We start from the raw sequence: 26,233 nt of genomic DNA, 5'->3' as shown, positions 1-26,233 counted from the left end.
TATGCGCGTGTGGCGGAATTGGCAGACGCACTAGACTTAGGATCTAGCGTCTTTGACGTGGGGGTTCAAGTCCCTCCACGCGCATCTTGTTTTTGCGGACGTGGCTCAGCGGTAGAGCATCGCCTTGCCAAGGCGAGGGTCGCGGGTTCGATTCCCGTCGTCCGCTCCATATTTGCGCCCTTAGCTCAGCTGGATAGAGCGTTTGACTACGAATCAAAAGGCCGGGAGTTCGAATCTCTCAGGGCGCGCCATCTTTAAAAAAATACAATATCGGGATGTAGCTCAGCTTGGTAGAGCACCTGGTTTGGGACCAGGGGGTCGCATGTTCAAATCGTGTCATCCCGATACTGATTTGCGGGTGTAGTTCAATGGTAGAACTTCAGCCTTCCAAGCTGATAGCGTGGGTTCGATTCCCATCACCCGCTTACTGATTACCTAGAAGCCGAAAGGCTTCTTTTTATTTTGTCCACATTACATTAACTTTTATGTGTATAGACCATTAAATGATGCCTCTTGTTATGCACGGTTGGGGATGACTTGTGCATACTCTAAATAGGCTTCTAACACCTTAGACTCGGATTTCCCCTCTTTCGTCCCTCTTTTTCCTGTAAAAAGGCTAAATTCGTGTTAAATCCATTGAACATTGGAATCCTAAGATTATTATGTTGCGAATCTTTGGTGATCACTTTCCATCTGCTTCTTTTGTTGTGCACACTCCTCTTTATTCATGTGGGTAAAACCTAGAAATTTATGGGTAGCTGCTCTAGAATACTGAGATTATGGCTGATTTTGTGCATATCTTTGTGGATAGAGCTCAATGAATTTCATGTTGTCAACAATTAATAAACATATACACATCATGACACAAGAATTTGTGCCTTTAAAATCACACTTCTTACAAGAAACTGTGCATAAAGTTTCACACATCTGTAGTGTAGATAGTCAGTTTTTTATTAATTTCATTTTATTGTATAAAATACCAACATATTCTCCGCAAAAGTATTTAAAAAGAATGACTTTTTGCTGTAAATTTTGCAGCTTTTCATACGTTTTTATTGTATGATGTTAAGAAAGTGTCAAATTTCGTGTGTATAAGTACCTTTGCTACAACTGAATATGATGTGGAACAGATCAGATGGGGGGAAAAGCATGACTGAGCTTACGTTAACCGCTAACAAAAACCAATCCAACAATCTGCTACGGCGGGACGTTCGTTTTCTAGGAAATATTCTTGGTGAGGTCTTAGTTCATCAGGGTGGCAACGAACTTTTGGATATCGTGGAGAAAATACGTGAGGCAAGTAAATCGTTACGTGCTGGGTATCAGCCGGAGTTATACGAGAATTTCAAACAAATGGTCAGTGGACTGGATACGGATATTCGTCACCAGGTTATTCGTGCGTTTGCGATTTACTTTCAGTTGGTGAATATCGCTGAGCAAAACCATCGTATACGTCGTAAGCGGGATTATGAGCATTCCGCTGGTGAAGAGGTTCAACCCGGTTCGATTGAAAGTTCTGTTCAGGAGCTTAAACAAGGAGGGTTCTCCGCTGAGGACGTAAGCAACATGCTGAATGAACTCTCTTTGGAGCTGGTCATGACTGCACATCCTACAGAAGCAACACGGCGAGTAATTTTGGACATCCACAAACGTATTTCCGAAGATGTCATGCTGCTGGATAATCCGATGCTTACTTTGCGTGAGCGGGAACAGGTACGGGAGAATTTGCTAAATGAAGTAATTACGCTGTGGCAAACGGATGAGCTACGTGATCGGAAGCCAACAGTATTGGATGAAGTAAGAAATGGAATGTATTATTTTCATGAGACCTTGTTTCATGTATTGCCGGATGTATACCAAGAATTGGAACGATGTCTGGATAAATATTATCCTGAGCAAAAATGGCACATTCCAACTTATTTGAGATTTGGTTCTTGGATCGGTGGAGACCGAGACGGGAATCCATCTGTTACATCTCATGTGACTTGGGAAACATTACGTATGCAGCGCAAGCTGGCTTTGAGAGAATATCAGCATACACTGAAGGAACTCATGGGTTACTTGAGCTTCAGTACCAGCATTGTACGAGTTTCTGATGATTTGTTGGCTTCTATTGAAGAGGACCGTGCCCACATCATACTTAAAAAAATGGAAGTATGGCATAATGAAAAAGAGCCTTATCGCATAAAACTGGCATATATGATTGCCAAGGTGAATAACGTTTTGGATGAAAGTAAGCAGGGGACCAAAGAGCGCTACAGTTCCGCGGAAGAGCTGATTGCAGATCTGAATGTAATTGCCAACAGCCTGCGTCATCATTTTGCTGATTATGTGGCAGACACCTATATTCAAAAGATGATTCGTCAGGTAGAGCTATTCGGGTTTCATACAGCTACGCTGGATGTGCGTCAGCATAGCCAGGAGCATGAAAATGCGATGACTGAAATTCTGTCTAAAATGAACATTGTGTCAGATTACGGTAAGTTGTCAGAGGAAGAAAAAATAGATCTGCTGGAACAACTGCTGAATGAACCTCGTCCGATTACTTCACCATATTTGAAATATAGCGATAGCACACAGGAATGTCTTGATGTATATCGTACGATTTATTTGGCTCAGGAGGAATTCGGCAAGCAGTCCATCACAAGTTACTTGATCAGTATGACTCAGGGAGCCAGTGATTTGCTGGAGGTTATGGTGTTAGCCAAAGAGGTCGGCCTGTTCCGCATCGAGAAGGATGGCACTGTCATCTGTACGTTGCAATCCGTTCCTTTGTTCGAAACGATTGATGATTTGCACGCTGCGCCTGATATTATGAGAAGATTGATGAACCTACCTGTGTATCGACAATCTGTGGCCGCAATGGATGAGCTTCAGGAGATTATGCTCGGCTACTCGGATAGTAATAAGGACGGCGGTGTGGTTACAGCGAACTGGGAACTTCGGGTCGCTATGAATAGCATTACAGAAGTAGTAAATGAGTATGGTGCAAAAGTGAAGTTCTTCCACGGGCGTGGAGGAGCGCTGGGGCGTGGAGGAATGCCGCTTAATCGCAGTATTTTGGCTCAGCCTCCTCATACCATTGGTGGAGGAATTAAGATTACGGAGCAAGGCGAAGTGCTATCATCCCGCTACTCCCTCAAGGGGATCGCATATCGGAGCTTGGAGCAGGCGACATCGGCGCTAATTACGGCTGCTGCGTATCATCGTTCAGGTAAGAAAGAAGTGTTCGAGGAAAGCTGGGAGGAGATTATTGCCCGTATTTCCGAGGTATCACTGGAGAAGTATCAGGATTTGATTTTCCGAGACCCGGATTTCTTCACGTTCTTCAAAGAATCTACACCGTTGCCTGAGGTAGGTGAGCTGAATATTGGCTCTCGTCCATCCAAGCGTAAGAATAGTGAACGTTTTGAGGATTTGCGCGCCATTCCATGGGTTTTTGCATGGACCCAAAGTCGTTACTTGCTACCTGCTTGGTATGCGGCAGGAACAGGTTTGCAAAGCTACTATCAGAACAATGAAGAGAACCTTAAAGTACTGCAAACAATGTTTAGAGAATCTGCCTTCTTCCGGTCACTTATTGATACACTGCAAATGGCAATCGCCAAAGCCGATTTGCTGATTGCAGAGGAGTACGCCGGGATGTCGGATAATGAAGAAGCACGGAAACGTATATTCGGGCAGATTTCTGCAGAGTTCAAGCTGACATCTGAGTTGATTCTGAAAATAACTGGACAATCCGAGATTTTGGACGATGTACCTGTTATTCAGGAATCTATCCGGTTGCGTAATCCTTATGTTGATCCGTTAAGTTATTTGCAGGTTCAATTGCTAAGTGAGCTACGCGAATTGCGTAATCAGAACGGTGATGACGCAGAAATGTTGCGTGAGGTACTGTTGACGATTAACGGAATTGCCGCAGGCTTGAGAAATACAGGCTGATATAGAGTGGCTGGATGATACAGGCAATCGGGTACTCTCTGGAGTGCCCGATTGTGCTGTGTTTATAGTGATGTCTGGTGTATTTGTTAACTGTGTCCCCACTTCAGTTGATTTCTGGATAAAATTAAACTACGATGAATAATCATAAACATGTAATAAGTAACCCATCAGCAAGTCTGGGGGAGTATAGAGTGGATAATATGGAAAGCCGCTTGGTTAGGCTGGTGCAGAAAGGTGATCAGCGAGCTTTTGCGGAGTTAGTCGAGTTATATAAAGATCGGATTTTTCATCTTTCCTACCGGATGCTAGGTAATCGTCATGAGGCGGAGGATTTGGTGCAGGAAACCTTTTTGCGTGTGTATCGAAATTTGGAAAAGTATGACCATGGGCAGAAGTTCTCAACCTGGATTTATCGGATTGCTACAAATCTGTGCATTGATCGTCTGCGAAGAAGAAAACCTACATACTCACTGGATGCTGAAATGAATGATCAGGAAGGTGTTGATGGGTACGCCATGCTTGCCAGCGATGAGCTTACCCCTGAAGGGAGTACGCTGTTGTCGGAAACGCAAGCTTTGATTCATGACGCCATTGACAGTCTTCCGGATAAATACAAGACGATTATGGTTTTACGGTACTTGCAGGAGCTTTCCTTGCAGGAAATTAGCGACGTGCTCAATCTCCCAGTTACCACAATTAAGACAAGAGTACACAGGGGACGGGATTTTCTACGCAAAAAACTGGAGCACAAGCTATAAATAATGTGCATACATTCTAGGAAAAGTGCCTGCCTAGATGTTTTTATGAAACATAATGCCCGTTGTAACGTATGTAAGATGAGCAAAGTTTCTAAGCCGGAGCATGTTATGTTGAGAAACACGGAAGAATATTAGAAAGGATTGGCTCATATGGATTGCAAACAAGCCGTCTCTTTTATGCATGACTATCTAGATGGCGACCTGTCTGAGCAGGACAAACATGAGTTGGAACAACACTTGTTAGACTGCCCGGAATGCCGCATGCGTTTTAAAGAGCTGGAGCGGACGGATGCGATGCTTTACGGTACACGCTATCATCAAGTGCCGTGTGTATCAGATGAGCTGACATTTCGCATTATGAATGCTTTGCCGCCGCATAAAAGACAACCTGCGGTGCCTATGCTAACTTGGGTGAAGAGGCATCCCGCTGTAACAGCCGCTGCTTTCTTCCTTATTGTGATATGCTCAAGTATGGCCAGCTTTTCCAGCACGGATCATCAATTGGTAGTCAAAGGAAGCAATCTAGATCAAGTTGTGATTCAAGGCGATACTGTAATTGTACCTGAAGGAAAATCCATTGCCGGAGATTTAACAGTACAAAATGGTGAGGCCCGTGTATACGGTGATGTGGAAGGAAATGTTACTGTGATTGATGGCTCTTACTATCAAGCTTCAACCGCCCATATTGCAGGACAGGTTAAAAGTATCGATCAAACTTTGGACTGGATTTGGTACAAGGTTACCGATTTGTTCGGGGGACCGTCTTCTCCTTAAGAGAAGCTTCAAATGGCAAGAACGATATCGAGCGCCTCTTTCCGCTGGAAAAGGCGTTTTTTTGTATATGAAGATGGAGATTTGTACTGTATTTTACTGATTTTGGAGGTTCTTTTGTCGCACAGCTTGCAACGCGAGCCTGATCGTTATAACCTAGATAGAGAGAGCATACTGTGTACATATTACACCCACTCACTACAGAAAATTGCGGGGGCATGCGCATGTTGGATTATTTTGCGGACCTGACTTGGAAAGAGTCCATTAAAGATATTATCGACATTTTGATCGTAACCTACATTATGTATCAGCTTATTTTACTTGTTCGCGGAACGCGGGCAGTTCAATTGTTAAAAGGAATTCTGTTCTTGGTCGTTATTTGGGCGGTTAGCACCTGGTTTGATTTGTACACGCTCAAGTGGTTGATGAATCAGATGTTCACCTTTGGTGTAGTGGCTATTTTTATTATTTTTCAGCCTGAGTTACGTCGTGCTTTAGAGCAGTTGGGGCGTGGTAAACTATTTGGGCGTTCGTCAGTAGATGATGAAGAAATCAATAAGTTAATTGGAGAAATGATTAAGGCGCTGAATTATTTATCACGTAGAAAAATAGGAGCATTGGTCGTATTCGAGCGCGAGACAGGGCTGAACGAATATACGGAGTCTGGTATCAAGACACAGGCTGTAGTTAGTTCTGAACTGTTAATTAACATCTTCATTCCCAATACGCCTTTGCATGATGGTGCGGTGATTATACAAAATAAACAGATTGCCTCTGCGGCCTGCTATTTGCCGTTATCGGAAAATCCCTTCATTAGCAAGGAGTTGGGAACACGTCATCGGGCTGCGATTGGGGTCAGTGAGGTAACGGATGCCGTAACCGTCGTGGTATCGGAGGAAACAGGCCAAATTTCGTTGGCTATCAATGGACAGGTCGTGCGTGACATTAAGGAAGAATCCCTAATCTCCAAGCTGTACGAGGAGTTGCGGCCAACACCGTCTTTGAAGGAAAAACGCGGCTCATTCTGGAATCGGAGGGGAGGCCGTGGAAATTCATGATGGACAAATGGATTAACAATAATACGATTTCCAAGATTTTGGCGCTTGCGGTTGCTATAATGCTGTGGGGAATGGTTCATCTGGATACAGGTACACCTTCGTCTACGTTAACCGTTTCTTATAATAATAAAATAATTGATAATGTGGCCATACAGGCTAGTGGTCTGGACGAATCAAAATATGTGCTGTCTACGATGGACACTGATCATGTAAAGATGGAGGTCAGAGGACAGCGATCTGTCCTGACTACTTTTTTCGCGGATAATTATCAGGCCAAACTAAACCTAAACGGCTTGGGAGCAGGTACAAAAACATTACCACTTGAACCGGATTTGCCGGATGGGGTGGAATTGGTATCGATGACTCCTAACCGTGTTACAGTAACAATTGAGGAAAAACAGACGAAATCATTTAATGTATCTATATTACCTAAAGGTAATCCGGATGCGGGGCTACAGCTTGGAAAGCCTGTGATAACTCCTCAAACGGTAAAGGTGACTTTACCCAAAAGCCAGTTGAATACCGTCACTGTGGTACAAGGGGCTGTGAACACGGATGGTATCTCAGAAAAGTTTGAACAGAAACGTGTAAAACTGAAGGCTTATAACAAAAAGGGACAGGAACTCACAGGTGCGGTCATAGAGCCATCCACTGTGGCTGTTGAAATCCCGGTCACTCAGCAGGCGAAGTCTGTGCCTGTCAAAATAGTATATTCTGGGGAATTACCTGATGGATTAGCGCTTTCAAAAGTAAACGCGAACGTGAAAGAAGCAGCAGTATATGCATCACAGGATGTACTAAGCAGTCTCAGCTCTTATGTGACGGCAACACTTGATCTAAGTCAATTTACGGAAGCGGGGACCCGCGCGGTTCAAGCTAATTTGGCAGCTCCCTCAGGTTCTGATAAAATCGAGCCAGGGTCAATACAAATTCAGGTGACCGTCGTTCCTTCCAATGAAGTTACAGACACGGAACGGACGCTGTCAGGCATCCCAATTGTTTTACAAGGTGCAGGAGATGGAGCGAATGCGACTGTTACAGCACCCGCAGGCAAGACGATGGATGTTACTGTGAAGGGTCCGCAGGATCTGGTAAACAACTTAACCAATGATGACGTTAGTTTGGTGGCAAATATAAGTGGCCTCTCCGCTGGTCAACACGAGGTTACTCTGAAAGTAGGCTTGCCCAAATACATTACGCAAGTCGGGAATGCCAGCCAACTCAAAGCAACGGTAAACATTGAGGGCCCTTCTACACCTGCTGTAACGAATCCGAACAGTGAGAATGAATCAAACCCCTCTGGTGGTGATAAGGGGCAGGAGAGGCCACAGGAGGGGCAAGGCAATCAAGGTGGTAACTCTGACGCTAATACCGGGGACAACGCAGCTGCGGAGGATAAAACTAGTCCTCATAACGGCGCAGAATCTTCTGTGACTGGAACCTCGGAGGGCAGTCAGCCATAACATGTTTTATCTGTAGTAAAGGATCAAGATTTATTAGACAAAAAAAGGGAGTCATTTTACATGGGGAAATATTTTGGTACAGATGGTGTACGAGGCGTTGCTAATCAGGAACTTACAGCTGAACTGGCATATAGTATTGGCCGCTGCGGCGGATATGTTTTAGCAGGTAATGTAGAGAAACCAACAGTTGTTATTGGCATGGATACACGGATATCCGGACTGATGTTGGAGTCGGCATTAGTAGCCGGTTTGTTGTCTATCGGGGCTAATGTGGTACGTCTAGGTATTGTTTCGACGCCTGGGGTGGCCTATCTCACACGACAATTGAAAGCGGACGCTGGGGTAATGATTTCGGCATCCCACAATCCTGTTGAGGACAACGGGATTAAGTTTTTTGGCGGCGATGGGTTCAAATTAACCGATGAAACGGAATTGAAAATTGAAGAGCTCATGGATGCAAAAGAAGACCAATTGCCTCGTCCAATTGGCAGCGGATTGGGCACGGTCGTTGTAGACGAGCATTCCCGCTATGATTATCTGGAGTTTTTGAAAACAACAATTAGCCATTCTTTTGAAGGCTTAAAAATAGTATTGGACTGTGCAAACGGAGCAGCTTATGAATTGGCGCCGAAACTCTTTGCGGATTTGGGAGCTGAAGTGCACACGATCGGCGCGGAGCCAAACGGATTGAATATCAATGACCATTGCGGCTCGACTCATCCTGAAAAGCTGAAAGAAGAAGTGCTTCGCTTGAAAGCGGATATTGGGCTTGCCTTTGATGGGGATGCCGACCGCCTGATCGCAATTGATGAAAACGGGGAAGAGGTAGATGGAGACTACATTCTCTGTATTTGCGGAGACGCAATGAACCGCGCTGGCAAACTCAAGGATAGCACTATTGTCTCGACAGTAATGAGTAATATCGGTTTCTACAAAGCTACTGAAAAACTAGCTCTTAAGACTGCAAAAACCGCGGTTGGAGATCGTTATGTGATGGAAGAAATGCGACGGGGTGGATTCAATCTGGGCGGTGAGCAGTCTGGTCATGTTATCTTCCTGGATCACAACACGACAGGTGATGGCATGCTGACGGGGATACAACTAGTAGATACGCTGAAAGCTTCCGGCAAGAAGATGAGTGAACTAAAATCGCTTATGAAACAATATCCGCAAGTGCTTGTAAATGTGCGTGTGCAGGACAAACGCAATTATGAGGGGAATCCTGCGATTGCAGAAGCCATTGAGCAGGTGGAACAACAATTGGGCGATAATGGGCGCGTATTGGTCCGTGCTTCAGGTACAGAGTCGCTTATTCGTGTGATGGCCGAAGGCCCGGATAAGGATGAACTGGAGCAATTCGTCGGACAGATCGTAGACGTCGTGAAAAAAGAATTAGTTTAAAATTTTGTAAACGTGGGTTGCCTGTTAAACCTAAGCAGGCAACCGCGTTTGCGGTTATTCATTAACGATTCATTGCCTGTAGGGTTTAATTATGAATAAAGTGTCATTGCCAAATGATGCTCTGCTGAATATAATATAGGGATGTTGTGACTCAAATAGAGAAAGCGAGGATTGTGAGGTAACGTAATACAAGCGCCAGAGCTTGATTTTGTGCGGGGGAACTTGGTGGAGAAGCAATAGATTCCGATGAGATGATATTGCCGCTATCAGTTCACGACAAAGTAAGCTGACGAGGTGAAGGTGTTCGAAACATTCGGCGGGGACCTTCCGGTGAAGCATCAACCCGTAAACCGGCAGCGGAAAATGAACAGGCAACTGTTTACACAACGCACCGGTAGATGCCCTTATTATTTTATAATCTAAATTATAAGATTCATTTCATGAATGTGCGGCCATCATCATTGGCGTGCGCGGTTTGGGAATTTCGTTACATTCGTGAAGAGATGCCTGTAAATTTTATAGTTATCATTGACAACTTCATAGATGAATGAACTTTATTCCACAATCTACCGCACACGTTAATCCTGTGATGAGTCGTCTTGTGAAATGATGATCGGGAGGATAACGAATATGTGTGGCATTGTAGGATATATTGGTAATCAGAATACGCAAGAGGTATTGATTGACGGACTGAAGAAGCTGGAGTACCGGGGGTATGACTCTGCGGGTATTGCCGTGTTTACAGATGCAGGACTGCAAGTAGCCAAGGCGAAAGGTCGTCTGGCGAATCTGGAAGCTAAACTGGATGGTACGCCGTTGGTAGGCCATGCAGGTATCGGGCATACACGTTGGGCAACACACGGTAAGCCTTCTGATGAAAACTCCCATCCTCATTTGGATGAGAGCCAAAAGTTTTCTGTAGTTCACAACGGAATTATTGAGAACTATTTGGAATTGAAGGAACAGCTGATCAGCGAAGGTCATACCTTTATTTCCGAAACGGATACAGAAGTCATTTCCCATCTGGTTGCTCGTGAGTATAAAGGGGATATTGTTAAAGCAGTACAAAAGGCAATTACCTTTATGCGCGGTGCTTTTGCACTGGGAGTGCTGACTGAGCACGAGCCTAATAAGCTGGTAGCTGTTCGCCAAGCCAGTCCGCTGGTTATTGGTGTGGGAGAAGGCGAGAACTTTATTGGTTCCGACATTCCGGCTATTCTGAAATATACACGCAATGTATTTATTTTGAATGATGGCGAAATGGCTGTTCTGACTAGTGATGCTGTCGAATTAATGACAATCGAAGGTCAATTTATTTCTCGGGAAATGATTCATGTCGAATGGGATGCTGTAACAGCAGAAAAAGGCGGCTATGAGCATTTCATGTTGAAAGAAATCCATGAACAACCTAAGGCTTACCGTGATACGATGTTGGGCCGTATCGATAAAGGCACTAAAAAAGTTGTTCTTCCAGAGCTGAAGCTGACCGAAGAACAAATTAAAAATATCCGCAATATTCAAATTGTAGCGTGTGGTACAGCTTACAATGCTGGTTTGATTGGCCGTACGGTGATCGAAAGTCTTGCTCGTATTCCAGTAGAAAACGATGTAGCTTCCGAATATCGTTACCGTTCCCCAATCGTGACACCAGAGACCTTGGTGATCGTGGTGAGTCAATCCGGTGAAACTGCTGATACCCTGGCTGCACTGCGTGAAGCACAAGCCAACGGGGCACATGTACTGGCGATTACAAACGTAGTTGGCAGTTCCATCGCCCGTGATGCAGATGACGTATTGGTTACACTGGCAGGGCCGGAAATTGCCGTAGCCTCCACCAAAGCGTATTCTTCCCAGTTGATTGCATTTTATCTGTTGGGTCTGTATCTGGCTCAAGTACGCGGCACACAAACGGATGAGCAAGTAGCTCATGTGCTGGCTGCTATGGAATCACTGCCAGAGCAAGTTGAAGAGATGTTGGGTAAAGCAGATGCGATCAAAGCCTATGCTGAGCAAATCGCTAGCAACAAGCACCTGTTCTTTATTGGTCGTGGTCAGGACTATGCTGTAGTACAGGAAGGTTCCCTGAAACTTAAGGAAATCTCCTACATTCATTCCGAGGCATATGCTGCTGGTGAGCTGAAGCATGGAACACTGGCATTGATCGAAGAGGGAATTCCAGTTATCGCTTTGGTAACTCAGGAATCTGTGTTGGAAAAAACCGTGAGCAACATAAAGGAAGTTAAAGCTCGTGGCGGTGACGTGCTTGCAATCACGTATGAAGAGCATGCTGTTGAGCTACTGAAATCCGTGGATCAAGTATTTGCAATTCCAAAAACACTTCCGATCCTGTCAGCTGCTATTTCAGTTATAGCTCTCCAACTGTTGGCTTACTACGCATCCCTTGCACTGGGCCATGATGTTGATAAACCACGTAACCTGGCGAAAAGTGTTACTGTAGAATAAAGAGTATCTTAACAAAAGCCCGATGAGCAAGTATCATCGGGCTTTTTAAGTTAGAAACCTCTGTCAATGGGGTTGAACAACAAGGAAGCTTTTTAGCCGGGTAGGGCGGTACGCAAGCCATTATAGATGTAGTCCAAAGCGGGGTATAAAGTTGTAGACTATTTAATTGTCTGCTTCCTGATTTCTTTCTAAGTATTACTCTACTAACCCCAATTCCTTATATTCGTTTATCGTGACGACGCCAGTTGGTGGCATCTGGTGATCGCGCTGATATCGTTTTAAGGCCGCGGTAGTATCAGAGAGAAACTTTCCGTTGCAAATTCCTTTGAAGTAACCTGCGCTCTTCAAGCGAGATTGAATCAATTGCACAGCGCCTCCGACGTCGCCTTCTGCCAAGTCCTTTGGATCTCGATCAGACTCCCCTAATACATGGCCATATATGGTCACTTTTGTGCCTAGAGGGACCAGATTGTATAATTCCATGACATCGTGGTTCCACATTCGAATACAACCATGGCTTTGATGCTGTCCAATAGAATATGGTCTATTTGTTCCATGAATGCCGTAATATCCCCAAGGTACATTTAATCCAAGCCAGCGCGGACCAAAAGACGCTCCCCAGTTTTCCCCCTTGTATACTATTTTATATTCCCCAATGGGTGTAGGGGTTGAATGATTGCCAACAGCGACCGAATACTTTTTCACTATTTTGCCATTGGCACGAACAAAAAGTCGGTGCTGCCGAGGGTAAACTTCGATGGCGTAAACTCCTTGTTCAGATACGATCGGTAATGACGGATCGGCATGTACGATTATACCCATGGAAAGAGCGGACAAGTAAAGGATCGAAAACAGTACGACAATTCGAAAAGGAAGTGAATGCATGCTTTGCTTCAATTATTATCACCATTCCGTATTTAAGGTAGCAGGGCAGAGAAAAGCATATTACTATGTAACTTACTAATTGGTGGATTACCGGACAACCTTATTTTTTACCTAACAGTCTGTGTCTATTCCTATGACAGAAAACATGAATTTCAAAAACTCTAATGGTGCGAGAATAAGCCATTTAGTGATTGCATCATTTATACAAAAGCATGAAAAAAGCGACTTCAACGATGGCAGTCGCTTTTTTTATATTTTTTCGTGCTCTTTAGTAATTATTGATTGGAGCTTCTATCTACAGGCAAGTTCAACTGAAATATAAAGGTGTTATTGGTATGATTGAGCGTTAAGGTGCCCTGATGTAACTCAGCAATATTTCTTGCTATGGAAAGCCCCAGTCCTGCGCCTGCTTGGATACCTTCGCTACTTCTAGAATGGTCAACCTTATAAAAACGATCAAACAGCTTCTCTTTTTGATCTTGAGTAAGAGGAGCACCATTATTTTCGACCTCAATCGTAATTTGCTCGGGGGTCGTTTTCATTCGAATGTAAATGGCTCCCGGCTTCAAGGAATACTTTAAGGCGTTCATCAAAAGATTATCGATTGCTCTGGCCATTTTATCGCTGTCAACGGAGGTGAAGATCGGGGAGTCACCGATTTCCTTCACGATATATACACCGTTTTCCTGCGCAATGGGTTCGAACTCGAATAGCAATTGGTCCAAAAGTTGGAATAAATTGATTCTCCTCAGATTTAAGTGGGTATCGACTGAAGTCAGCCGTGTATATTCAAACAAGTCGTCCAGCAACTTCTTCAAATGAATCGCTTTGTTATAGGTGTTCTGAACAAAGCGCGTATATTCGTCTTTATCTTGATATGAGTCTGTTCTCAAAAGTTCAATATAGCCGATAATGCTAGTCAAAGGTGTACGCAAGTCATGAGAAATGCCAGTAATCATTTCCATCTTGGATTTTTCTACTTCACGTTCTCTTACAATCTGTTGCTCTAAGCGTTCTGTCATTCGATTGATGTTGAGCGCCACCCGCCCAAGTTCATCTTGTCGAACAACAGGTACCCGATAATGTAAATTACCTTCGGAAATAATCTGAAGCCCTTGCTCCAATGTAATTAAGTCTCTAACGATTCGTCGTGTCAAAACTAAAAAAGTAATAATAAACATGACCGTAAATAAGGGGGTAAGAAGATAAGGAAAAAAATTGCGAAACCACTCCCATCGCATGACACTACTAATTTTCAAGAAAATTAGACTGAGAATATTATTTATAGCAGTTGCGATAATTAAACTCAGCACCATTCTGATTAAAATGTTGACCTGAATGCTTTTTTTTCGTTTTGGTTTTTGTATATGCTCATTCAATTTTGTAGCCAACCCCCCACACCGTTTTAATATACTGAGGATCTCTTGGGAATTGCTCTAACTTTTCTCGTAAATTACGAATATGAACCATTACAGTGTTATCAGAGAACCCATACGGCGCCTTCCATACACTTTCGTAAATGTGCTCCGAACTAAAAACCTGTCCAGGGTGGCTAGCAAGCAAAATCAGGATCGAAAACTCCAGAGGAGTCAGCGAAATTTCATTTCCCTTTAACTTTACCGAATGTTTACTCTTATCAATCACCAGGTCTTTAATAAGGATAAGGGAATTAAATTCTTCTTTTCCTATTAATGATTGACGCCGTAGCTGTGCTTTGACACGAGCAAGCAACTCTAACGGATTAAACGGTTTGATCATGTAGTCATCGGCCCCGGTAGTCAGCCCGTTGATTTTATCAATATCTTCTTCTTTGGCTGACAGCATAATAATCGGAATATTCGAGATTTCTCTTATTTTTAGGCATGCTTTGATCCCATCCATTCGTGGCATCATAACATCCAGGATAACCAGTTGAATCGATGTTGTCTTTATAGCATCCAGGGCTTCTTCACCATCAGCCGCTTCAATCACCTGGTATCCTTCATTGCGTAGATATACATGAATAACATCCCGAATCTCGGAATCATCATCCACAACAAGGATTGTATTCATTACCGATGCTCCTTCTTTTTTTGACTTGGTAAATTAGGTTATTTAAGGGGCTAATTAAAGGGTCATTAACATTTACATGTTTTCCCTTTTGCGACAGACGTAAACAAAAGCAGGAGGGATATTAAGAGGCACCAAATTAACTTTTTCGATAATAAACTTTTCGGAAAGTTGCTTTTTCATTTGAAGCGAATATTGAAAGGCGATAAATAAGCCTCCAGGTTTAAGTGCTTTATAAATCTGTTCGACCAAGGTATCTCTCAATTCACGCTCAAAATTAAAAAAAGGTAGCCCACTAAAAATACAATCCAACTGTTGAATGTTTTCTTGCTTCATCACTTCTACTAAACGTGCAGCGTTCGGATGGCAGGAGAAATTTGGATATTTAGTCTGTAAATTATTCCTCATCGTTTCATCCATCTCAAATAATAACACTTTCGTTGCCTCATTTACCTGGCTGTTGATAAAACGGGTGATAGCACCTGTACCTGATCCAAGCTCTGCGACTGCCTTAACCTCGTTCCAAGGCGCTTGCTTAACCATTTTTGTAGCCAGAAATCGAGAGCTTGGTATAACACTTCCCACATTTTTCGGACTGTGAATAAAGCTTCGCAAAAATAAAAGATTTTCATTGAATTTCAACTGATTATCCTCCATTACGTTTATGTACACAAATCATAATGAAAAAAACTAAGGAATTTATGAGTATATTTCTAAAGAAAATCTAAAGAAGTTATCTATAGGAGGCTTAAAGTCTAGGTCATTCATTTTATACTTCAGAATTTCTTTAGAAATATCCCTATAATCTCCTAAGATTTTTATATTAATATGCTTTCATCGACATAATAAGGAGGTTAGAACATGATTAGCGATATCGTCTTACAGCTAGTCAACCATTACGGGTATTTGTTTTTTTTCCTAGCCTTCTGCCTAGGCCCATTTGGGGTCCCCGTTCCTAATGAGTTAACCATACTAACAGGTGGAATTTTGAGTAACAACGGAGTTTTAAACCCGTGGATTATATATATGGTTATCCTCGCTGGCTTGTTAATAGCCATTTCAGTTGCTTATTTTGCTGGCAGAATCTTTGGAGAGAAATTCAAACCAAAGTTTCAAAACAACCGTCATTTCCAGAAGGCAGAGAAACTTTTTGATCAACACGGAGATATTGCAATGTGTTTTGGAATGCTAATTCCAGTCATTCGGTATATTTTGCCTGTATTTGTTGGTCTCAACGGGGTCTCGTACAAGAAGTTTACTTTGATTTCGTATTCGAGCGCGTTTCTATGGACTATTACGTTTTTCACTATTGGCAAGTTCTTTGGGCATCATATATTAAATTGGCTAAATATAATTGATCCTAAACTAGCTGTGGCTGCCCTAATGCTGGCCGTTGGCACTTTTATCATGACGAAGTGGTTCAAGTTCATCTTTACTGCCTAAGACAATAAATTCTAAGACAAAACTGTTTGATCTTTTGGAACAATATAAAGGAGAGATGTGATCTATGAAAAAAGTAAAAAAAGAAAAAATATTGATTCTTACCGGAAATTATGGGAATGGCCATATTCAAGTAGCCCAAGCCCTGCAAGATGCAATGCAAATTCGATTTCCTCATATGGAACCGGTGGTTATTGATGTTATGGAATGGGTTCATCCCTATGTGAATCATTGGAGTCGATTGATTTATCTGCAAACCATAAAAACCTTCCCTCAGGTGTATGGATATCTATTTCAGAAAACACGGAAGCAAAACGTTCTATCCCATATCATAAAGACCGTTTTCTCTACAGGAATGGGACGAATGATGAAATTAATCAGTAAAATACAGCCAGCTATTGTAGTAAGTACATTTCCTTGGGCAGCAGGCGTGATATCAAAGCTGAAATCAAATGGTTTAATCGATATCCCTATGGTTACTATTATTACCGATCACACTGATCATAGCTCATGGATTTATCCTTATACCGATCAATATATCGTAGGTTCCAGAGTTGTTCGTGATTCTTTGATTCAACTAGGTGTTGAAGAGGCACGGATTGCGGATACAGGAATCCCTATTCGGCCGCAATTTTCTCAGTCCATAGAAAGAGAGAAAACAGCAAAGAAGTATGAATTAGATCCTTATATGCCTACTGTGCTTGTGATGGGAGGAGGTTGTGGCATGATTGGCGATGGAAGCACTACTATTCAGGAAATAGATCAATTGCGACAGCCTGTACAATTCATGATTGTTTGCGGACAAAATGAAAAACTTCGGATGGAATTGAGTGAGAAGCTGAAAGATTCCAAACATTGCATCTATTTAACAGGTTATATTCATGATGTTCATGAGTTAATGGCCGTATCCGACATTATGATTACCAAACCAGGAGGAGTCACGACGTTTGAGGCGATTGCTATGGAACTGCCGATGCTACTTTGTAAGCCTATCCCTGGTCAAGAAGAGGATAATGCCGAATTTTTAGTTCGTTCTGGGGTAGCCATTTATGCAGAGACATCTCGGGATTTAACAGAACGTCTATCGCAATTACTAGATGATGCAAAACTTCTTCAGGATATGAGAGAGAATACTAAACAGTTCCATCCTAAAGAGTCCGCATTTGCATCATTAGAAGTTATTTTTGGAACCATGAAAATGAACAATAGAGTCAGTGGAATAAATATATGCTCCTAGATGAAAGACAAGCATGGATTTACTATAGTTAAAAAGGAGCAGGAGCATGAGACAGACATTAATCATTCTCTTTAGCGCATTACTCGTTTATACGATTATTCCAACCCTTATTGTTCGACTCTTTGGCATCGGGGTTTATAAAAGAGGAACGGGCGAGCAGCCCATTGCCTTAACGTTTGATGACGGACCAGACCCAGAATATACGCCTCTTTTACTGGATTTATTAAAGAAGCACAACATAAAAGTGACCTTTTTTGTGCTTGGTCAAAAAGCAGAGAAATATCCTGATTTAATCCAACGAATGCACCATGAAGGCCATCTTGTTGGAATCCACAATTACGTGCATTGGTCCAATGCCTTGATGAGTCCTAAGAGGGTTCGTGAACAGGTAAACAAAACGGCCAACGTTATTGATCGTATTATTGGAGAAAAAACGTTTTACTATCGCCCCCCATGGGGGGTTATCAACCTGTTTGACTTTTTATTGATGAAGAAATTTCGCATGATTCTTTGGTCTGTTATTGTAGGGGACTGGAAAAGCTCCGGCGGCAAGCAAAAAATTAAGCAAAGACTGCTGTCCAAGCTAAAAGGGGGAGCTGTTATTGTTCTTCATGATAGTGGAGAAACGTTCGGGGCAGACAGGAGCGCACCTGCATACATGCTAGAGGCACTAAATGAATTTATTACTGAGGCATTATACACAGGGTATTCCTTTCATAGAGTAGATGCTGATCAATAAAATAAAACTTAAGCCAGGAGCACATTTTGTTCAGGCTTAAGTTTTTTTACTTAGATGAGGATCATAGGGGTGTTAGACATTTTCCATATTTCAGTGCAGGTCTGGATACTATCCGTTCGTAGCATCCCAGTATCAAGGATGACCAGCTCGAAAGAGATGGATTTTATTAAATCTAGCGCTTCCAGACCATCTGCAGCTTCTATGACAAAGTAACCTTCATTGCGCAAATATACGTGAATAAGGTCTTGAATCTCTGGAGTGTCAGCTACAACAAGTACTGTATCCATTACATGGGGCTCCTTTTGCGGCAGATATATACGAAAGCCGGAGGGAAGTTACAGGGCACGAATTCGACTTTTTCAATAGTAAGGTTTTCGGCAAACCTTTTTTTCATTTGGAGCGAGTACTGAAAAGCAATAAAGATACCGCCTGGTTTTAATGCCTGAATAATCTGATTAAGTAAATTCGCTCGCATTTCACTCGTAAAATTAAAAAATGGTAATCCACTAATAATACAGTCCAGTTGGCCGAGCTCATCTTGATTCAATTTTTTAACTAATTGGCAAGCATTTGAGTGACACATGAAATCCGGGTATTTTGTCTTCAGATTCTCTCTCATTTTCTTATCTCTTTCGAACAATAACACTTTTGTTGATCCAGTTAACTGTGTCTTCATGAAACGTGTGATAGCACCTGTACCTGACCCGAGCTCTGCGACGGCCTTTACCTCACCCCAGGGTACAGATTCAACCACCTTAGCTGCCAGAAATCGAGAACTAGGCATAACGCTTCCCACTCGTTGTGGATTGGTGAGGAATCCTTGCAAAAAAAGTAGGTATTCTTTGAAATTCAACCGTTTATCCTCCATGACTTATTTTCTTCCTTTTGTTTTTTGTTCATATAAAAAATAGTAGCGAAAAAATCTAAGGATTTTACGAGGATATATCTAAAGAAAATCTGAAGAACTCTAAAGAAGAAACTCAATAAACTCCCGACGGATATATATATAACTTAGGGAAATCTAAACATAGTAAAGTTTAATATTTAGTTTGCCAAGTGGTTATATGATCGTTATTATTATATAATTTTACATATAAAGGAGGTGAAAGTAAGAAAACACGGGATATGGTTCATATGAGTGATGCACTGCAACGGAGAATCGGTCGACAAGCAGGTGTAGAATGAAAATCACAAAATTTTAGGAGGTAAATTATGTTTAAAAGTAGTAAGAAACTGTTAACGGTAGTTCTTGCAGCTTCCATGAGTTTTGTTTTTTTTGCATCAACCTCAAATGCAGCGACAGACTACTGGCAAAATTGGACCGATGGCGGTGGGACGGTTAATGCTGTTAATGGGTCCGGCGGCAATTACAGCGTAACATGGAAGAATAGCGGGAATTTTGTTGTCGGCAAAGGCTGGACTACTGGATCGCCAGACAGAACGATTAATTACAATGCCGGTGTCTGGGCGCCGTCCGGTAATGGATATTTGGCCCTCTACGGGTGGACGAGAAACTCACTCATCGAATATTACGTTGTTGATAGCTGGGGGACTTATCGACCTACCGGAACGTATAAAGGTACGGTGACCAGTGATGGGGGCACATATGACATCTACACAACAATGCGATACGACGCACCTTCCATTGAAGGCCAAAAAACGACATTTATCCAGTACTGGAGTGTTCGACAGACGAAGAGACCGACCGGGGGCAACTCCACGATTACTTTCAGCAATCACGTGAAGGCTTGGGCGAGCAAAGGAATGCATCTGGGGAACAACTGGTCTTACCAGGTGTTAGCGACAGAGGGGTATCAAAGTAGCGGGAGCTCTAACGTAACGGTGTGGTAACCATGAGGGCTTAAACTGTATTACAACATAGATAAGGAAAAGAAAGATCCGAATAATAAGAATGCTAACGATAACATAAAATGGACAGCAACGGTCAATGAGGAAGCTAACGGCTACCTATTGCCTGAGACAAATACTTAACTGGAAACTGGAACTGGCCTCGCATAGAGCAATAATAATGTAGAGAAAAGTTTGAACAAGGCACACTTAACAAGTGTTAAACTAAAGGGATACGTTAGTTAAAGAACAGCGACAGTTGAGGACGATTTTCGTCTACGACTGTCGCTGTTTTAATAACTGAGATGAACATAACACCTGAGGTTGTGGAAATGGTAGGGAGAAGGTATAGTTTATATGTATGTATTTTGTCCGGGAAGAGGTTCATATGGCAACAATTCATGATGTGGCGTTAAAAGCGGGCGTGTCGGTCACTACAGTATCCCGTGTAATGAATAACCGGGGCTATATCAGCGAAACTACACGCAAAAAAGTGTTCGACGCAATGGAAGAGCTTAATTATCAACCGAATGAAATAGCACGATCCTTGCTACGCAAGCAGTCCAATATTATCGGCCTTATTATTCCCAATGTCTCGCATCCGTTTTTTAGCGAGCTTGCTAATCAGGTGGAGTACTATGCCTATCAGCATAAGTGCAAGGTTCTGCTGTGCAATTCGCATATGGACCCTGTGAAGGAAAAAGAGTACATCGATATGCTGAAGCGGAACCGGGTAGACGGCATCATTATGGGTAGCCATACCCTGGAGGTAGAAGAGTACCGACATTTGAATTCACCGCTTGTGACATTTGACAGGCAGATTGACCCGCATATTCCGTACATTTCTTCGGACAACTATCGCGGGGGCGAGCTGGCTACAGAGCTGCTCATTCGCAAAGGCTGCCGGAAAATTGCGCATATCTGTGGGAATCTGGAGCTGAACATGCTGTCCAACGAACGTACCACAGCTTTCCGGGATGTCGTGGGCAGGCATAATGTCGAGCATGTAATCGTTCAAACAGACCTGAATGTGTTCGACCAAAAGGAATACGAGCGAATGATCTCCAAACTCGTTCATGAACATCCGGATGTGGATGGGGTGTTTGCAACAAGCGATATTATTGCTGCTTTTGCGTTGAAAGAATATACCCGCGCCGGACGGCATGTGCCGGAGGATGTGCGTATTGTAGGCTTTGATGACGTGAGCGCGGCTTCCTGGCTGACGCCTGAGCTTACATCGGTAAGACAGCCGATTGCAGAGATCGGCAGGCTGGCGGTCGAGCTGATTCGTAGGCAGGCAGAAGGGGAGCAGGTACAGCCTGTCAATCTGCTGCCTGTTGAATTGATTGAGCGTGCAACAACCTGAATGAAAAAATCTGTTCCTCTAACAAGGGGAACAGATTTTTTTTGAAAAATGTTAAAGGCTTAACATGTCAAACGATTGACACAGATTGAATCTTTAGCATATAATCCGTATGTAAGCGTTTTATTTAAATGTACAGCAGCCATTATAGAAATAGGGGGATGACAACAGTGAGGAAATTCAAAAGAGTTCAATGGATGGTAATGCTGCTTCTTTTGGTTATGGTGGTGTCTGCATGCGGCGGCTCCGGAGGAGATGGTAACTCGGCTTCTGGAGGGGGATCAGCGGATTCGGGAAATGTGAAAATTACACTTTTGAACTCCAAAGGTGAAATCCTTTCACAACTGGAGGATGCCGCCAAGGCGTTCCAGAAAGACAATCCCGGCATTACTGTTGAAATTCAGCCGGTTCCGGCCGGGGGATCGCCTTTTGAGCGTGCCTCTGCATTGTATGCTTCTGGAAACCCGCCGACCATGATCATGCTTGATACAGGTGATGTGGAGAAATTCAAGGATCGTATCCTCGACTTAAGCGGAGAGAAGTGGAATAAGGACACTGTTGAAAACGCTACCACAAATACAACGTTTGACGGTAAAAATTATGCGTTTCCGCTGGCTGTTGAAGGCTACGGGTTCATTTACAACAAAGCGGTTGTCGATAAAGCGGTAGGTGGAAGCTTTGACCCCACTACAATTAAAACCCGAAATGACCTTGAAAAGCTGTTCCAGCAAATCGAGGCATCTGGAAAGAAAGCATTGGTGATTTCACCAATGGATTGGTCCCTAGGCGCTCATTATTTGCCACTTGCTTATGCTGGTCAAAACAAAGACATGGCTCAAGTGGACAAATTCATAGCATCACTGAAGGCGGGCCAGGTTAACTTGGCTACCAATCCCGTATTTAACGGACTTATGGATACATTCGACGTCATGATGAAATACAATATCGATCAGGCTTCCCCACTGGCAGGAGCTTATGAGCGCGGACCTGAACTGCTTGGCAAAGGCGAAGTTGGCGTTTGGTTCATGGGCAACTGGGCATGGCCGCAAATCAGCGGTTTTGATACCGCTAACAAAGAATATGGTTTCTTGCCTGTACCCATCAGCAACAATGCCGATGACTACGGCAATCAGGAAATTTCATCCGCTGTTTCCAAGCGTATTGTTATTGACAAGGAGAAGAGTACGCCGGAGCAGCAAGAGGCAGCGAAGAAGTTCCTGAGCTGGATCGTCTATGATGCGAAAGGCCAAGATTTCCTCGTAAACAAAGCGAACATTATCCCAGCGTTCAAAAATATTACATTGCCTGCGGCTGACCCGCTTGGCAAGTCTATCCAGGAGTATATCGCAAAAGGCAAGTCAGAGCAGTCAATGAGCATGCTGCCTGCCGACCACTGGTCTAAGCTAGGATCTTCCATGCAAAAATATCTGGCGAAACAGGGCGATCGCGCAACACTGGCTAAGGAAATCGAAGACTACTGGAAAACCGTAAAATAAGGCTTATTTTCAAATTACCCGGAAATAGAGAGAGAAATCCGAAACAAAGAGAGGGATCACCATGATTGCGGAAAAAGGAGTATGGAACCGGCTACGGACGCGGCTATTGTTCACCGGACCCACTTTGTTTGCCTTCATCACGGTAATGATCATTCCATTCTTGTACGGCATTTATTTGACGTTCACAAACTGGGATGGTATTTCCACGACACTAACGCTGGTTGGCATCCAAAACTATCTGGCCGTTTTTCGGGATATTGAGTTTTGGAAATCGTTCGCCTTGACGCTCAAATATGTATTTTATACCGTTGTTCTTATTAATGTTATCGCTTTTATGCTGGCTTATGTGCTGACTAAAGGGTTAAAAGGACAGAGTATTTTCCGGGCAGGATTTTTCCTGCCCAACCTTGTCGGCGGTATTGTACTCGGTTTTATCTGGCAGTTCATCTTCAACAACGTGCTGGTCTATTTGGGACAACATGCCGACATTCAGGCGCTCAGCACGACTTGGCTGGCTGATCCTGACAAAGCGTTCTGGACACTCGTGATTGTAACCGTGTGGCAGAACGCGGGTTACATGATGGTCATTTATATTGCAGGTTTGACGGGTGTGCCGAATGATATTATGGAGGCTGCAAGTATTGACGGGGCGAGCAGCTGGACCAGACTGCGGAAAATGGTGCTGCCCTTGATGGTTCCTTCTTTCATCGTATGTATATTTTTGTCCCTGCAGCGTGGATTTATGGTCTATGACGTCAACCTCGCGCTCACGAAAGGTGGGCCGTTCAGTAGTACTCAAATGGTGTCGATGCATGTGTATGAAAAGGCATTCCTTTCCCGTGACTATGGTGTAGGGCAGGCAGAAGCATTCGTACTGTTCCTGATGGTTGCTCTCATCACTCTGCTCCAGGTTTATTTTAGCAAGAAGTTGGAGGTGGAGGCGTAATGGCAAGCAAAAAAATCGCTTCCTCCATGATCAAATTCATTGTGCTAACAGTCCTACTCATATTATTCATCGTACCGTTCGTCTTTCTGCTGATCAATTCGTTCAAGGAAAATATGGCGATTACCTCGAATCCGTTATCGCTTCCAGAGAGCTTCAATATGACCAACTATATGAATGCATTTGATAAAATGAATTATATCACTGCATTCACTAACTCATTGGTCATAACGGTGTTAAGTGTCTTGTTTATCTCCCTGTTCGCGGCGATGACGGCTCATTATTTTGTCAGAAACAATACCAAATTCAACCAATATGCATTTATGCTGATGGTAGCTTCCATGATTATTCCATTCCAGGCCATCATGATTCCATTGGTGAAAATTTACGGCTCACTTGATCTGCTGAACAGCAAATGGTCGCTGATTTACATGTATATCGGTTTCGGCAGCTCGCTGGCTGTCTTCATTTATCATGGATTCGTAAAGAGTATTCCGAAGGAATTGGAGGAAGCGGCGCTGATTGACGGCTGTACGCGGGTTCAGACATTCTTCCGAATCGTATTTCCGGTATTGATGCCCACGACGGCCACTATTTCCATTCTTAATGTACTGTGGATCTGGAATGATTTTCTGCTGCCTTCGCTCATTCTGGTCGATCCTGAGCAAAGGACACTTCCCCTGTCCACGTACAACTTTTATGGAACCTACACAGTGGATTATGGTCCATTGATGGCAAGTTTGGTACTGACGATATTTCCAATCATTATCATCTATCTGTTTGCCCAAAAGTATATTATTCAGGGTGTTATGCAAGGTTCAATTAAATAACTGTAAGGGTAGGATGCCTTATCGAACATACTAGAGTGTATACGAGAGAGAATGCTGATCAATTTATTTCCCAATCGAAGCATATGCTTCGGTCGGATTATCGTTTGAACTATCATTTAATGGCTGAATTCGGCTGGATGAACGATCCGAACGGTTTCATTCAGTATAACGGGCAGTATCACTTGTTCTATCAACATTACCCGTATAAATCGGTATGGGGGCCGATGCATTGGGGACACGCAGTCAGCCGCGATCTTATGACGTGGGATTATCTGCCGGTCGCCTTGGCTCCGGACGGTGAGTTCGACCGGGACGGCTGCTTCTCCGGCAGTGCGATTGAGCAGGACGGGAAGCTTGTCCTGATGTATACCGGACATGTTGTAACCGGACCTGACAAGGATCAGGATTACAAGCAGTCACAGGGGATTGCAGTATCGGAAGACGGGGTGACTTTTGAAAAGTGGGAGGGCAACCCGGTCATCGGATATGACGCCATACCGAACACGGTCAGCCGCAAAGATTTTCGTGATCCTAAGGTGTTCAGACATGAAGATCAATACTACGTCGTTCTTGGCTCTAATGATGCCCAAGGGAACGGGCTAGTACTGCTTTACCGATCTGAAGATCTGAGAAACTGGACATATGTCAATGTGCTGGCTGTGAGTGACGGACGCTTCGGCGATAATTGGGAGTGTCCGGATTTGTTCCCGCTCGGCGATCGGCACGTATTCATGCTGTCTCCACAGCGCATGCCTGCTCAGGGAGAAGCATACCGTAATCTGCATTCCACCATGTACGGTATAGGTGACTTCAATGCGGAGGCTGGAACATTTACGGCAGAGCAGTATGCTCCGGTAGATCACGGATTCGATTTCTATGCCCCGCAGTCAACCTTGGATGATAAAGGGCGGCGGATCATCATCGGATGGATGGATATGTGGGAGTCGGAGATGCCGACCCAGCAGGGGCACCACTGGGCTGGTGCGATGAGTCTTCCGCGGGAAGCGGTGATCGACCACGGCAGATTGCTGTTCCGTCCGCTTGAAGAGGTGGAGAATTACCGATCCAATCTGTTCGAGCAGCGGGACATCTTACTGACCGGTGAGCAGATCATGGAGACATCCGGAGATAGCTACGAGTTGAAGGCAGTATTTGAGTTCGAGGCTGGCCATACGGATGAATTCGGCTTGAAGCTGCGGGTGGGCGACGAAGAGGAGACTGTACTGTCGTACCGTCCCGATGACGGTCTGTTTCGTTTTAACCGTGAGCGTGCCGGTATCGGACCAGGCGGAGAGAGAAGAGTGCCCTTGGGTCTACAGGAGGGACGCCTGGAGCTGCGGATTTTCGTCGATAAGAGCTCTGTGGAAATATTCATCGGTGACGGCGAATACGTTCTCACTGGAAGAGTGTATCCCGGAATGGAATCAACGGGTATTCGTGCATTTGCGAACGGAAAATGTACGATTGCCTCGTTTCAGAAGTGGGATATCCTCGCATAGAATCGCATCACAAACAGGAACCTTGACCGTGGATGGTCAGATTCCTGT

The 26,233-nt window shown here is 43.7% G+C and carries 22 protein-coding genes and 5 tRNA genes; 21 read left to right on the top strand and 6 right to left on the bottom strand.

Annotated features, from left to right (window positions below):
• Positions 1-3 precede the first annotated feature (3 nt).
• The 12 genes from FKV70_RS20620 to glmS all read left to right on the top strand — a co-directional run bounded on the left by FKV70_RS20620 (position 4) and on the right by glmS (position 11,856).
• Positions 4-84, top strand: a tRNA-Leu gene (locus tag FKV70_RS20620).
• Between the two features lie 10 nt (positions 85-94).
• Positions 95-169: transfer RNA gene (locus FKV70_RS20615), tRNA-Gly, on the top strand.
• 5 nt (positions 170-174) lie between these two features.
• Positions 175-251: transfer RNA gene (locus FKV70_RS20610), tRNA-Arg, on the top strand.
• 20 nt (positions 252-271) lie between these two features.
• Positions 272-345, top strand: a tRNA-Pro gene (locus FKV70_RS20605).
• A gap of 9 nt (positions 346-354) precedes the next feature.
• A tRNA-Gly gene (locus FKV70_RS20600) sits at positions 355-425 on the top strand.
• 724 nt (positions 426-1,149) lie between these two features.
• Complete coding sequence (gene ppc, locus FKV70_RS20595) at positions 1,150-3,942, top strand: phosphoenolpyruvate carboxylase (RefSeq protein ID WP_142614090.1); 2,793 nt, start codon at positions 1,150-1,152, stop codon at positions 3,940-3,942.
• 191 nt (positions 3,943-4,133) lie between these two features.
• Entirely contained in the window at positions 4,134-4,700 is a 567-nt protein-coding gene (gene sigW, locus FKV70_RS20590; RefSeq protein ID WP_058712327.1) for an RNA polymerase sigma factor SigW, read from the top strand.
• 150 nt (positions 4,701-4,850) lie between these two features.
• Complete coding sequence (locus tag FKV70_RS20585) at positions 4,851-5,474, top strand: zf-HC2 domain-containing protein (protein WP_064797326.1); 624 nt, start codon at positions 4,851-4,853, stop codon at positions 5,472-5,474.
• A 221-nt stretch (positions 5,475-5,695) separates the two neighbouring features.
• Entirely contained in the window at positions 5,696-6,529 is an 834-nt protein-coding gene (cdaA, locus tag FKV70_RS20580) for a diadenylate cyclase CdaA (RefSeq protein ID WP_013373237.1), read from the top strand.
• Positions 6,526-7,992 (top strand): CdaR family protein, encoded by a 1,467-nt coding sequence (locus tag FKV70_RS20575; protein WP_142614087.1) that lies wholly within the window; start codon positions 6,526-6,528, stop codon positions 7,990-7,992. Before cdaA ends, FKV70_RS20575 begins: the two co-directional genes overlap by 4 nt.
• 60 nt (positions 7,993-8,052) lie before the next feature.
• Entirely contained in the window at positions 8,053-9,393 is a 1,341-nt protein-coding gene (glmM, locus tag FKV70_RS20570; RefSeq protein ID WP_063212533.1) for a phosphoglucosamine mutase, read from the top strand.
• A gap of 630 nt (positions 9,394-10,023) precedes the next feature.
• Complete coding sequence (glmS, locus tag FKV70_RS20565) at positions 10,024-11,856, top strand: glutamine--fructose-6-phosphate transaminase (isomerizing) (RefSeq protein ID WP_063212534.1); 1,833 nt, start codon at positions 10,024-10,026, stop codon at positions 11,854-11,856.
• Positions 11,857-12,051: 195 nt separating this feature from the next.
• Here glmS and FKV70_RS20560 read toward each other — a convergent pair whose 3' ends face one another.
• The 4 genes from FKV70_RS20560 to FKV70_RS20545 form a co-directional block, all read right to left on the bottom strand.
• On the bottom strand, positions 12,052-12,678 hold the full coding sequence (locus tag FKV70_RS20560) for a L,D-transpeptidase family protein (protein ID WP_244310796.1): 627 nt from the start codon (positions 12,676-12,678) through the stop codon (positions 12,052-12,054).
• A 338-nt stretch (positions 12,679-13,016) separates the two neighbouring features.
• On the bottom strand, positions 13,017-14,120 hold the full coding sequence (locus FKV70_RS20555; protein ID WP_142614085.1) for a sensor histidine kinase: 1,104 nt from the start codon (positions 14,118-14,120) through the stop codon (positions 13,017-13,019).
• A complete protein-coding gene (locus FKV70_RS20550; RefSeq protein WP_142614083.1) occupies positions 14,113-14,793 on the bottom strand; it encodes a response regulator transcription factor in 681 nt (226 codons plus the stop codon). The genes FKV70_RS20555 and FKV70_RS20550 overlap by 8 nt, the downstream gene beginning before the upstream one ends.
• A gap of 72 nt (positions 14,794-14,865) precedes the next feature.
• Positions 14,866-15,432, bottom strand: coding sequence for a class I SAM-dependent methyltransferase (locus FKV70_RS20545; RefSeq protein WP_142614081.1), 567 nt, complete (start codon positions 15,430-15,432; stop codon positions 14,866-14,868).
• Between the two features lie 219 nt (positions 15,433-15,651).
• Between FKV70_RS20545 and FKV70_RS20540 the strand changes: the two genes are divergently transcribed.
• The 3 genes from FKV70_RS20540 to FKV70_RS20530 all read left to right on the top strand — a co-directional run bounded on the left by FKV70_RS20540 (position 15,652) and on the right by FKV70_RS20530 (position 18,206).
• On the top strand, positions 15,652-16,233 hold the full coding sequence (locus FKV70_RS20540; RefSeq protein WP_142614079.1) for a DedA family protein: 582 nt from the start codon (positions 15,652-15,654) through the stop codon (positions 16,231-16,233).
• 64 nt (positions 16,234-16,297) lie between these two features.
• On the top strand, positions 16,298-17,467 hold the full coding sequence (locus FKV70_RS20535) for an MGDG synthase family glycosyltransferase (RefSeq protein WP_142614077.1): 1,170 nt from the start codon (positions 16,298-16,300) through the stop codon (positions 17,465-17,467).
• Positions 17,468-17,513: 46 nt separating this feature from the next.
• Entirely contained in the window at positions 17,514-18,206 is a 693-nt protein-coding gene (locus FKV70_RS20530; RefSeq protein WP_142614075.1) for a polysaccharide deacetylase family protein, read from the top strand.
• A 50-nt stretch (positions 18,207-18,256) separates the two neighbouring features.
• On the opposite strand, the gene FKV70_RS20525 is transcribed toward FKV70_RS20530, so the two are convergent.
• Positions 18,257-18,493 (bottom strand): response regulator transcription factor, encoded by a 237-nt coding sequence (locus FKV70_RS20525; RefSeq protein ID WP_142614073.1) that lies wholly within the window; start codon positions 18,491-18,493, stop codon positions 18,257-18,259.
• A complete protein-coding gene (locus FKV70_RS20520) occupies positions 18,493-19,074 on the bottom strand; it encodes a class I SAM-dependent methyltransferase (protein ID WP_142614071.1) in 582 nt (193 codons plus the stop codon). The genes FKV70_RS20525 and FKV70_RS20520 overlap by 1 nt, the downstream gene beginning before the upstream one ends.
• Before the next feature lie 344 nt (positions 19,075-19,418).
• Here FKV70_RS20520 and FKV70_RS20515 point away from each other — a divergent pair, with 344 nt between their 5' ends.
• From FKV70_RS20515 to FKV70_RS20485, 6 genes are all read left to right on the top strand, one after another.
• Complete coding sequence (locus FKV70_RS20515; RefSeq protein WP_142614069.1) at positions 19,419-20,057, top strand: glycoside hydrolase family 11 protein; 639 nt, start codon at positions 19,419-19,421, stop codon at positions 20,055-20,057.
• A 358-nt stretch (positions 20,058-20,415) separates the two neighbouring features.
• The gene (locus FKV70_RS20505; protein WP_142614067.1) at positions 20,416-21,420 is read left to right on the top strand and encodes a LacI family DNA-binding transcriptional regulator; all 1,005 of its coding nucleotides are present in this window, start codon (positions 20,416-20,418) and stop codon (positions 21,418-21,420) included.
• Between the two features lie 167 nt (positions 21,421-21,587).
• Positions 21,588-22,913 (top strand): ABC transporter substrate-binding protein, encoded by a 1,326-nt coding sequence (locus FKV70_RS20500; RefSeq protein ID WP_142614065.1) that lies wholly within the window; start codon positions 21,588-21,590, stop codon positions 22,911-22,913.
• Positions 22,914-22,974: 61 nt separating this feature from the next.
• Entirely contained in the window at positions 22,975-23,859 is an 885-nt protein-coding gene (locus FKV70_RS20495) for a carbohydrate ABC transporter permease (RefSeq protein WP_016820423.1), read from the top strand.
• Positions 23,859-24,686: a carbohydrate ABC transporter permease gene (locus FKV70_RS20490; RefSeq protein ID WP_142614063.1), complete on the top strand. Its 828-nt coding sequence runs from the start codon at positions 23,859-23,861 to the stop codon at positions 24,684-24,686. Before FKV70_RS20495 ends, FKV70_RS20490 begins: the two co-directional genes overlap by 1 nt.
• A gap of 35 nt (positions 24,687-24,721) precedes the next feature.
• Positions 24,722-26,185 (top strand): glycoside hydrolase family 32 protein, encoded by a 1,464-nt coding sequence (locus FKV70_RS20485; protein ID WP_142614061.1) that lies wholly within the window; start codon positions 24,722-24,724, stop codon positions 26,183-26,185.
• Positions 26,186-26,233: the final 48 nt, after the last annotated feature.

Source organism: Paenibacillus ottowii (genome assembly GCF_006874425.1).
In the GTDB taxonomy this organism is placed as follows: Bacteria; Bacillota; Bacilli; order Paenibacillales; family Paenibacillaceae; genus Paenibacillus; species Paenibacillus ottowii.
This window is presented reverse-complemented; position numbering and strand designations above follow the sequence as displayed.

Excerpts from the sequence above, each read along its gene's own strand:
- ppc (WP_142614090.1), top strand. The coding sequence starts at position 1,150 with ATGACTGAGCTTACGTTAACCGCTAACAAAAACCAATCCAACAATCTG.
- FKV70_RS20585 (WP_064797326.1), top strand. The coding sequence starts at position 4,851 with ATGGATTGCAAACAAGCCGTCTCTTTTATGCATGACTATCTAGATGGC.
- cdaA (WP_013373237.1), top strand. The coding sequence starts at position 5,696 with ATGTTGGATTATTTTGCGGACCTGACTTGGAAAGAGTCCATTAAAGAT.
- FKV70_RS20575 (WP_142614087.1), top strand. The coding sequence starts at position 6,526 with ATGATGGACAAATGGATTAACAATAATACGATTTCCAAGATTTTGGCG.
- glmM (WP_063212533.1), top strand. The coding sequence starts at position 8,053 with ATGGGGAAATATTTTGGTACAGATGGTGTACGAGGCGTTGCTAATCAG.
- glmS (WP_063212534.1), top strand. The coding sequence starts at position 10,024 with ATGTGTGGCATTGTAGGATATATTGGTAATCAGAATACGCAAGAGGTA.
- FKV70_RS20560 (WP_244310796.1), bottom strand. The coding sequence starts at position 12,678 with ATGGGTATAATCGTACATGCCGATCCGTCATTACCGATCGTATCTGAA.
- FKV70_RS20550 (WP_142614083.1), bottom strand. The coding sequence starts at position 14,793 with ATGAATACAATCCTTGTTGTGGATGATGATTCCGAGATTCGGGATGTT.
- FKV70_RS20540 (WP_142614079.1), top strand. The coding sequence starts at position 15,652 with ATGATTAGCGATATCGTCTTACAGCTAGTCAACCATTACGGGTATTTG.
- FKV70_RS20535 (WP_142614077.1), top strand. The coding sequence starts at position 16,298 with ATGAAAAAAGTAAAAAAAGAAAAAATATTGATTCTTACCGGAAATTAT.
- FKV70_RS20530 (WP_142614075.1), top strand. The coding sequence starts at position 17,514 with ATGAGACAGACATTAATCATTCTCTTTAGCGCATTACTCGTTTATACG.
- FKV70_RS20525 (WP_142614073.1), bottom strand. The coding sequence starts at position 18,493 with ATGGATACAGTACTTGTTGTAGCTGACACTCCAGAGATTCAAGACCTT.
- FKV70_RS20520 (WP_142614071.1), bottom strand. The coding sequence starts at position 19,074 with ATGGAGGATAAACGGTTGAATTTCAAAGAATACCTACTTTTTTTGCAA.
- FKV70_RS20515 (WP_142614069.1), top strand. The coding sequence starts at position 19,419 with ATGTTTAAAAGTAGTAAGAAACTGTTAACGGTAGTTCTTGCAGCTTCC.
- FKV70_RS20505 (WP_142614067.1), top strand. The coding sequence starts at position 20,416 with ATGTATTTTGTCCGGGAAGAGGTTCATATGGCAACAATTCATGATGTG.
- FKV70_RS20495 (WP_016820423.1), top strand. The coding sequence starts at position 22,975 with ATGATTGCGGAAAAAGGAGTATGGAACCGGCTACGGACGCGGCTATTG.
- FKV70_RS20490 (WP_142614063.1), top strand. The coding sequence starts at position 23,859 with ATGGCAAGCAAAAAAATCGCTTCCTCCATGATCAAATTCATTGTGCTA.